Annotated in this window: 7 protein-coding genes; 1 reads left to right on the top strand and 6 read right to left on the bottom strand. The window is 75.3% G+C overall.

The features are described from left to right. Positions 1 to 1,223: heparan-alpha-glucosaminide N-acetyltransferase domain-containing protein (locus tag KIK08_RS35525; protein WP_214407707.1), on the top strand; the 1,223-nt coding region annotated here is incomplete at its 5' end. Here the strand turns inward: KIK08_RS35525 and KIK08_RS35530 are convergent. From KIK08_RS35530 to KIK08_RS35555, 6 genes are all read right to left on the bottom strand, one after another. After that, positions 1,220 to 1,600 (bottom strand): permease, encoded by a 381-nt coding sequence (locus KIK08_RS35530; RefSeq protein WP_250558487.1) that lies wholly within the window; start codon positions 1,598 to 1,600, stop codon positions 1,220 to 1,222. The two genes, KIK08_RS35525 and KIK08_RS35530, sit on opposite strands and share 4 nt — an antisense overlap. A gap of 53 nt (positions 1,601 to 1,653) precedes the next feature. Continuing rightward, positions 1,654 to 2,463: a sulfite exporter TauE/SafE family protein gene (locus KIK08_RS35535; protein ID WP_308258100.1), complete on the bottom strand. Its 810-nt coding sequence runs from the start codon at positions 2,461 to 2,463 to the stop codon at positions 1,654 to 1,656. A gap of 71 nt (positions 2,464 to 2,534) precedes the next feature. Continuing rightward, complete coding sequence (locus KIK08_RS35540) at positions 2,535 to 4,835, bottom strand: ATP-binding cassette domain-containing protein (RefSeq protein WP_214407708.1); 2,301 nt, start codon at positions 4,833 to 4,835, stop codon at positions 2,535 to 2,537. A 142-nt stretch (positions 4,836 to 4,977) separates the two neighbouring features. Beyond that, positions 4,978 to 5,757, bottom strand: coding sequence for an ABC transporter permease (locus KIK08_RS35545; RefSeq protein WP_214407713.1), 780 nt, complete (start codon positions 5,755 to 5,757; stop codon positions 4,978 to 4,980). A gap of 59 nt (positions 5,758 to 5,816) precedes the next feature. Next, complete coding sequence (locus KIK08_RS35550; protein ID WP_214407709.1) at positions 5,817 to 6,788, bottom strand: ATP-binding cassette domain-containing protein; 972 nt, start codon at positions 6,786 to 6,788, stop codon at positions 5,817 to 5,819. 115 nt (positions 6,789 to 6,903) lie between these two features. Beyond that, on the bottom strand, positions 6,904 to 7,479 hold the full coding sequence (locus KIK08_RS35555) for a PadR family transcriptional regulator (RefSeq protein WP_214407710.1): 576 nt from the start codon (positions 7,477 to 7,479) through the stop codon (positions 6,904 to 6,906). Positions 7,480 to 7,600: the final 121 nt, after the last annotated feature.

Consider the following 7,600-nt stretch of genomic DNA (forward strand, 5'->3'; position numbering starts at 1 on the left):
GGCACCGGCTCGCCACGCGGCGGGCCGTCGACGAGGCCGACGGACCGACGCCGTCGGTGGACGCCCCGCCCCGCCCGACCTCCGCCCGGCTGCTGGGCATCGACGCGGCGCGGGCCGTGGCGCTGGTCGGTATGTTCGCCACCCACATCATGGCCCTGCGCGACGCCGCCGGTGCGCCCACGCCGACCGGCCTGCTCGCCGACGGCCGGGCGTCGGCGTTGTTCGCGGTGCTGGCCGGCGTCGGCATCGCGCTGAGCACCGGGGGCCCGCGCCGGCTGCCCGACGCCCGCGCGCACCTGGGCGCCGCGGTGGCGCTGGTGGTGCGCGGGCTGCTGATCGCGGTCATCGGGCTGGCGCTGGTGGAGCTGGGCTCCTACGTGGCCGTCATCCTCATGTACTACGGGCTGCTGTTCGCGGTGGCCGCGCCGCTGCTGCGGCTCGGGCCCGCGGTGCTGGCCGCGGGCGCCGTGCTGGCCTGCGCGCTCACGCCCGTGCTCAGCATCTGGCTGCGGATGGACGGGCCGCCGGGGACGGGCCGCCAACCCTCGCTGACGGCGCTGCCCCCGCCAGGGCGGCTCTTCGAGATCCTCGCCGTCACCGGCTACTACCCGGTGCTCACCTGGACCACCTACCTGCTGGCCGGGATGGCCGTGGGCCGCCTGGCATTGCGCTCCACCCGGGTGGCGGCGTGGCTGCTGGTCGGCGGCACGGCGCTCGCGGTGGCCGCGGCGGCGGCATCGGCGCTGCTGCTGGGGCCGGGCGGCGGCGCGGCGGTGTTGGGCCGCCGGCTCGACGAGCACCGCTACGGCACCACCCCCACCGACACCTGGTGGTGGCTGGCGGTCGACGCGCCGCACTCCGGGGCGCCGCTGGACCTCGCGACCACCACCGGCTCGGCGCTCGCGGTGATCGGGCTGATGCTGCTGGCGGCCCGGTGGTCGCGGGGGCTGGTGTGGGTGCCGGCCGCCGTCGGGGCGATCCCGCTGACGCTCTACACGCTGCACGTGACGGCGCTGGCCGTCGTGCCGGCCAGCTACGGGGACGTCCCGGACCCGTCCGGCGACCTCAGGCTGTGGCTGGTGCACCTGCTCGCGGCCACGGTGCTCGGGGTGGCGCTGGCGGCCGGTGGGCTGCGGGGGCCGCTGGAGTCGGGGATCTCGCGGCTGTCGCGGGCGATCCGCCGGGCGATCGCGCCGCCGCCCGCCGGACCGGGTGAGGGCTAGCGCGGGGCGTCGGGACCGGTCTCGCGGTCGAGGAGGGTGGTCAGCATGCCGACGATCTGCTCGTGGCCTGCCGCGACCCCGTCGAGCCGGCCGCGGACCTCGGCGAACCCGCTGTCGACGTGCTCGCGCAGGCCGTCGAGGTCCCGTCGCAGGTCGCCCAGGTCCTCCCGCATGGCGTTGAAGCTCGCCGTCGTGGCCTGCCGGAAGTCGCGGATCTCGGTGCGCACCTCGTTCACGTCGCGGTCGGCGCCCCCGGCCAGCACGCGGGCCGCGGCGGCGTCCTGCTCCGTGCGGGCGACCCGCCCCTTCAACTCGCGCACGTCGGTCTCCAGCGCGGCCATCCGCGCCTCCAGACCCGGCTCGTCCCCCTGCGTCATGCGGCGAGGGTAGCGAGGTCCGTCCATCGCGCGAGGCTTCAGGACAGCTCCCGTCAGACCCAGCTCTGCACGGCCAGCGACACCGCCAGGCCCATCCCGGCCAGCGCGATCCCGGTCCGCAGCACGGCCGCCGGCAGCCGCCGGGCCAGCGCCGGCCCGCACCACGCCCCGACCAGCAGACCGGCCGCCATCGGCGGCACGGCCCACCACTCGACCGGCCCGAAGAACGCGAACCCCGCGGCGGCGACCAGGTTGGCCAGCCCCAGCAGCACCGTCTTGAGCGCGTTGCCCTGCAGCAGCGACACCGGCAGCCCGACCAGCACCAGCGCCAGCATGAGCACGCCCGCCGCGGCGCCGAAGTAGCCGCCGTAGACCGACACCAGCAACACCCCGGCCAGCACCGGTCGGCTCGGCCACGCCGACCCGACCGGTGCGCCGAGCGCGTCGGCGCTGACCGCGCCCGGTCCGTCGGCGCGGCGGCGGCGCTCGCCGCGGGCGCGCAGGCGGGGCTGCAGCAGCAGCGCCACCGACGCCCCCGCGACCAGCACCGGCACCACCACCTCGAACACCCCGGGCGGGGTCAGCAGCAGCAGGCCGGCGCCCAGCGCGCCACCGGGCAGCGCGACGAGCGCCAGCCGGCCCACGGTGCGGGCCTGGCCGGCGAGCTCGGGGCGCGACCCCGCCGCGGCGCCGACCGTGCTGAAGGCCAGGGCCACGGTGTTGGTCACGTTGGCCGTCGTCGCGGGGAGCCCGACCGCCAGCAGGGCCGGGTAGGAGAACAGCGACGCGAGACCGGCCATCGAGCCGCACAGCCCGGCCGCCACCCCCGCCCCGACCAGCAGCAGAACGGTTTCCGGAGGCACCTCCCGACCCTAGGTTCGGGACCGGTCGGTCCCGGCCCGGTCGTGAGCGGCGTCGCTGTGAGCTGCCTCGCTCAGGCCGGTGCGGCGGCGTGCGCGGGGGTGTGAGCAGCGACGTGGCGGGCCAGGTGCTCGCCGGTGAACGAGCCGGGCGCGGTGGTCAGGTCGGCGGCGGTGCCCTCGAACACGACCCGCCCACCTGCGTCGCCGCCGTCGGGGCCTAGGTCGATGACCCAGTCGGCGTGCGCGATGACGTCCAGGTTGTGCTCCACGACGATCACCGAGCTGCCGCCGTCGACCAGGCGGTCGAGCAGGCCGAGCAGGTGGCCGCAGTCGGACATGTGCAGCCCGGTGGTCGGCTCGTCGAGGACGTAGATGTTGCCCTCCTCGTGCAACCGGCCCGCCAGCTTGAGCCGCTGGCACTCCCCGCCCGACAGCGTGGACAGCGGCTGGCCCAGCGTCAGGTAGCCCAGGCCCACGTCCACCACGGCCTGCAGCCGCTTGCGGATGTCGCGGGCCCCGCCGGACTGGGCACCGAAGAACTCGACGGCGTCGGCCGCGGTCAGGTCCAGCGCGTCCGAGATCGACTTGCCGTTCACGGTGAGCGCCAGCACCTCGTCGGTGTAGCGGCGCCCGCCGCAGTCGCCGCAGGTGGAGCGGACGCCGTCGAGGTAGGCGAGGTCGGAGTAGACGACGCCGAGGCCGTTGCAGGTGGGGCAGGCGCCCGCGGAGTTGAAGCTGAACAGCGCGGGCTTGACGCCGGTGGCCTTGGCGTAGAGCTTGCGGATCGACTCCATCACCCCGGTCCAGGTGGCGGGGGTGGACCGGATGGAGGTGGCCACCGCGCTCTGGTCGACGACGATCGCGTCCGGGTGCTGGGGCAGCAGCACCTCGCGCACCAGCGTGGACTTGCCCGAGCCGGCGACGCCGGTGAGCGCGACCAGCACGCCGGTGGGGATGTCGAGGTCGAAGCCGGTGAGGTTGTTGGCCGAGGCGCCGGTGAGCCGCAGGTGCCCGGTCGGCGTGCGCGGCCGCTCGCGCAGCACCACCGGGCGGTGCAGGAACTCCCCGGTGAGGGTGCCCGAGTGCGCCAGTCCGGCGACGTCGCCCTGGTAGACGATCCGCCCGCCGGCCGACCCCGCGTGCGGGCCGAGCTCGACGACGTGGTCGGCCGCGGTGATGACGTCGCTGTCGTGCTCGACGACCAGGACCGTGTTGCCCTTGTCGCGCAGGCGGTGCAGCAGCGCGTTCATCCGGCCGACGTCGCGCGGGTGCAGCCCGATGGTCGGCTCGTCGAACACGTACATGACGTCGACCAGCGACGAGCCGAGGTGGCGCACCATCTTGATGCGCTGGGACTCCCCGCCCGACAGGGTGGAGGTCTCCCGGTCCAGCGTCAGGTAGCCCAGCCCCATGTCGATCAGGGCGCCGACGCGGGCGGTGGCCTCGTCGACGATGGGGGCGATCTCGGCGTCGCGGACGGTGGGCAGCCAGGCGTGCAGCGAGCCCAGGTCGAGCGCGCAGATCTCGGGCAGGGTGCGCCCGGCCACGGTGGCGGTGCGCGGCGCCTCGGCGAGGCGGGTGCCGTCGCACTCGGTGCAGCGCACCGAGGTGGTGAACGCCGCGACCGTCTGCTTCTTGCGGTCGGAGGCGCCCTCCTCGCTGGCGCTGATGTAGAGCCGGGTGAACTTCTCCTCGACGCCCTCGAAGTCCATCTTCATGGACTTCTTGCCGCTGACGGCCAGCTCGACCTTCTCGTCGGCGCCGTGCAGCAGCAGCTTCCACTCGGCGTCGGTGTACTCGGCCAGCGCCTTGTCGTTGTCGAACTTGCCGGACTGCGCCCAGACGTGCCAGTACCAGCTGTCCACGGCGAAGTCGCGGAACAGGATCGCGCCGGAGTTCAGCGACTTCGACCGGTCGAACATCTTGTCGTGGTCGAGCTGGACGCGCCGGCCGATGCCGTTGCAGCCCGGGCACATGCCCTGCTCGTTGAACGAGAACTGGTAGCCGGCGCCGACGTGCGGGGTGGAGCGGCGGGAGTACAGCAGCCGCAGCAGCGGGTTGATGTCGGTGACGGTGCCCAGGGTGGAGCGCGAGCCGCCGCCGAGGCGCTTCTGGTCGACGACGATCGCGGTGGACAGGTTCTCGATCAGGTCGGCGTCGGGCTGGCCCAGCTTGGGCAGGAAGCCGCGGACGAACGCCGTGAAGGTCTCGTTCAGCTGGCGCTGGGCCTCGGCCGCGATGGTGTCGAAGACCAGCGACGACTTGCCGGAGCCGGACACCCCGACGAACGCGGTGATGCGGCGCTTCGGGATGCGGACCGAGACGTCGCGCAGGTTGTTCTCCCGCGCTCCGGTGACGGTGAGGTACTCCACGAGGGCTCCTGTTCGGGACGTCCTGGTTGGGGCGAGGCGGCCGACAGCGTGGCACGCCCACCCGACAGAATGGCGGGGGCAATGTGATCTAGATCACAGGCGTTTCTCGGGTCGATGAGGGGACCCGGACCGGGCCGGTAACTCATCGGCTCATCCGGCGGTAGCGGCGCACGGCCAGCGGGGCGAACACGCCCACGATCACGACCGGCCAGAGCACGGCCATGGCGATCGCGTGCTGCGCGACCCAGCCCCCGCCCTCCCAGCCCGGGTTGCCGAACAGCTCGCGGGCCGCCGCGGCCGTGGACGAGAGCGGGTTCCACTCGGCGACGGCGCCCAGCACGGCGGGCATGGTCACCGGCGCGACGAACACCCCGGACAGGAACGCGAACGGGAACTCGAAGGTCTGCACGGCGGTCAGCGCGCCCGGCCCGCGGGCGACCAGCCCGAGCCAGATGCCCACCCACAGCAGCGAGAACCGCAGCAGGAGCAGCAGGCCCACCGCGGCCGCCGCCGACCAGGGGCCGCCGGTGGGCCGCCAGCCGACGAGCAGCGCGGCGCCCAGCAGCACCGCCAGCGCCAGCGCGGAGACCACCATGTCGGCGACGGCCCGCCCGGCGAGCACCGCGCCGGCCGACATGGGCAGCGAGCGGAACCGGTCGGTGATGCCGCGCTGCGCGTCGGTCAGCACGCCGATCATGGTCGCGGACAGGCCGAACAGCATGGTCATGGTGAACAGGCCGGGGGAGAGGGCCTGGCGGTAGTCGCCGCCCGGCGCGTCCATCATCCCGCCCAGCAGGTAGACGAACATCAGGAGCAGCAGGATCGGGAAGCCCACGGCCCCGGCCACCTCGCCCGGGCGGGCCCGCAGGTGCGCGAGCTGCCGCCCGGCCAGGGTCGCGGTGTCGGCGAGCGCCCACCGCAGCGGTGAGCCCGGCGCCGGTACCGGCGCGACGTCGGGCGCGGGGATCGGTGCCGCGGTGCTCACGCTCCCACCTCCGCCCGGTCGGTGAGCCGCAGGAAGACCTCGTCCAGGGTGGGGCGGCGCACGGCCAGGTCCTCGACCGCGACCCCCGCCCCGGCCAGGCCGGCCAGGGTCGCGCCGAGTGCCGCCATCCGGTCGGGCACCGGTGCCGCGACGCGGCGCAGGTCGGCGTCGACGTCGGCATCGGTCCCGGCGACCCGCGACACCACCGCGGCCGCCGCGGCCAGGTCGTCGGGCCGGCGCACGACGACCTCGATCCGGTCGCCGCCGATGCGGGCGCGCAGCTCGTCGGGGGTGCCCTCGGCGACGACCCGCCCGCCGGCGCCCCGCGGCGCCGCCAGCACCGAGATCCGCGCGGCGAGCTGGTCGGCCTCGTCGAGGTACTGGGTGGTCAGCAGGACGGTGGTGCCGGAGGCGACCAGCGCCCGCACCGCCGACCACACCTCCGCCCGGCCCCGGGGGTCGAGCCCGGTGGTCGGCTCGTCGAGGAACAGCACGGCCGGGGCGAGGATCATCGCGACGGCGATGTCGAGCCTGCGGCGCATGCCCCCGGAGTAGCCCGACACCGGGCGGTCGGCGGCCTCGACGAGGGCGAAGCGCTCCAGCAGCTGTTCGGCGCGCCGGCGCGCGTCGGCCGGGGACAGGTGCAGCAGCCGGCCGAACATCACCAGGTTGCGCCGCCCGTCGAGCACCTCGTCGATCGCGGCGTACTGGCCGACCAGCCCGATGCGGCGGCGGACGTCGGCGGGGCGGGCGGCGACGTCGATCCCGTCGATCTCGGCGCGGCCGGCGTCGGCGCGCAGCAGGGTGGCCAGGATGCGCACGGCGGTGGTCTTGCCCGCGCCGTTGGGTCCGAGCAGGCCGTGCACGGTGCCGGGGGGCACGGTCAGGTCGACGCCGGCCAGGGCCGGTGCGGGGGAACCGGGGTAGTGCTTGCGCAGGCCGTCGGCGTGCACAGCGAGCGGTGGCATGGCGCGCTCCGGTACGAGATCGAGTGCGGTTACTAAAATTTGAGTCCGGCCCGTCGAGTGTGCCCGCGGCCCCCCGGTTCGTGCAAACCGGATTCCGCGGGACGTACGGGAGCGGCTAGAGCAGGTCGGGCCAGCTGCCGGGCGTGCCGGGGGAGTCCGGCTCGCCGGCCATCGGGTAGGCGCCCGCCTCCAGGCGCTGGATCAGCCCGCGGGTCCACTCGGCGCCGCCGGCCGCGGTGTGCTCCCACAGCCCGAACAGCTCGCGCACGTGCGGCGGGTCGGCCCAGCCCTCGACCTGGGCGCGGGCCTTGTCCCTGGTCTCCTCCAGCGCGGCCAGCCGCTCGCGCAGCAGGCGCACGGCGTCGGCGCGGGGCAGCGAGGGCAGCATGGCCAGGGCGGCGCCGATCAGGTCGGGGCGCGGGTTCGGCCGGCGCAGCGCGTCGCGCAGCAGCCGCTGGAACTCCGCCTCGCCGCGCTCGGTCAGCTCGTAGTCGGTGCGCCCGGGGACCTCGTCGCGGTCGAGCAGGAAGCCGTCGGCGGTCAGCTTGCGCAGGGCGTGGTAGATCGAGCCCCACTTGACGTTGGCCCACTCGTCGGCGCCCCAGGAGAGCAGGTCGCTGCCGACGCGGTAGCCGTGCGCGCGGCCGTAGCCGCGGACGATCCCCAGCACGAGCAGCCTGGTCGCCGACACCGGCCCAGGGTAGGTCAGCCGGGCCCGGTGGCCGGCACGCGGCGCAGCGCGAGCGCGGCCCCGCCCGCCGCGAGCACCAGCACGCCGGCCCCGGTGCCGGCGGCCGCGGCGACGCCCGTCG

The sequence above is a fragment of the Pseudonocardia lacus genome (assembly GCF_018531445.1).
GTDB classification, from domain to species: domain Bacteria; phylum Actinomycetota; class Actinomycetes; order Mycobacteriales; family Pseudonocardiaceae; genus Pseudonocardia; species Pseudonocardia lacus.